The following is an 889-nucleotide window of genomic DNA, read 5'->3' as shown; positions in this document are numbered from 1 at the left end:
TGAAGTGAACCCCGAAAGTTGGACACCATTCCAACGAGTAGGGGGAACTACAATGAGCAGTCGTAAGCATTCACCGGAATTTAAAAAACAGGCCGTTCTGCATCTTCTCAACAGCGGGGACAGCTCCAGTAAAACTGCAAAACTCTTCGGTGTAAACACCGGCCTACTCTGCCGATGGGCTGAGCTGTGGAAAGCCATCGGCGACAGTGCTTTCAGCAGGCCCGCTAAAAAACAAACTTTCACACCCGAATTTAAAGAATCAGTCATCCTGCATATGTGGCAGCACAACGCCTCTGCACGCAAAACAGCTCCTTACTTTGGCATTCGTGATCCCGGCAAGCTGAGCCAGTGGGAGAAACTTTATCTTGAGGGGGGTATCATGGCACTTCACCGCAAAACAACGCCGAGGTGTCCCGTGTCAGGAAAGAAAAAAACGCCGGATAATCAGGTTACCGCACCGCATCGCGTCTTTCGCTCTCAGGAAGAAGAGCTGGAATATCTGCGTGCGGAGGTGGCCTATCTAAAAAAGCTTCAGGAGTTGAGGCAGGCAGAAAAGAACCGGAAACCTTAATCAAAACCCGCATAGTGGACGCGCTGTGCCAGCGCTTTAGTCTGGCCGTGCTGCTTGATATTGCCGGGCTTGCCCGCAGCACCTTTTACTATCAGCGTAAACTTCTGCGCAATCCGGTGGACAGGCACGCCAGCGTGAAGGAACGGATAACCGGGCTTTTTCACTATCACAAGGGTCGCTATGGCTACCGCCGCATTACGGCTGCGCTGCGTAATGACGGGATGCCGCTGAACCATAAAACGGTCGGAAAACTGATGCGGGAACTAAAGCTGGCGTCGAACCTGAGGCCCAAGAAATACCAGTCCTGGAAGGGTCCCT

Annotated in this window: 1 protein-coding gene and 1 pseudogene; both read left to right on the top strand. The window is 52.5% G+C overall.

What is annotated here, in order from left to right; translation table 11 throughout:
* Positions 1–571: pseudogene (locus WFP70_RS26495) on the top strand (hypothetical protein); the annotation flags it as partial.
* 14 nt (positions 572–585) lie between these two features.
* Positions 586–889: IS3 family transposase (locus WFP70_RS26490; protein WP_337024904.1), on the top strand; the 304-nt coding region annotated here is incomplete at its 3' end.

Source organism: Pantoea sp. USMM079, assembly GCF_037153115.1.
Lineage (GTDB): Bacteria > Pseudomonadota > Gammaproteobacteria > Enterobacterales > Enterobacteriaceae > Pantoea > Pantoea communis.
The sequence above is the reverse complement of the archived record's forward strand: the minus strand, read 5'-3'. Positions and strand labels throughout refer to the sequence as shown.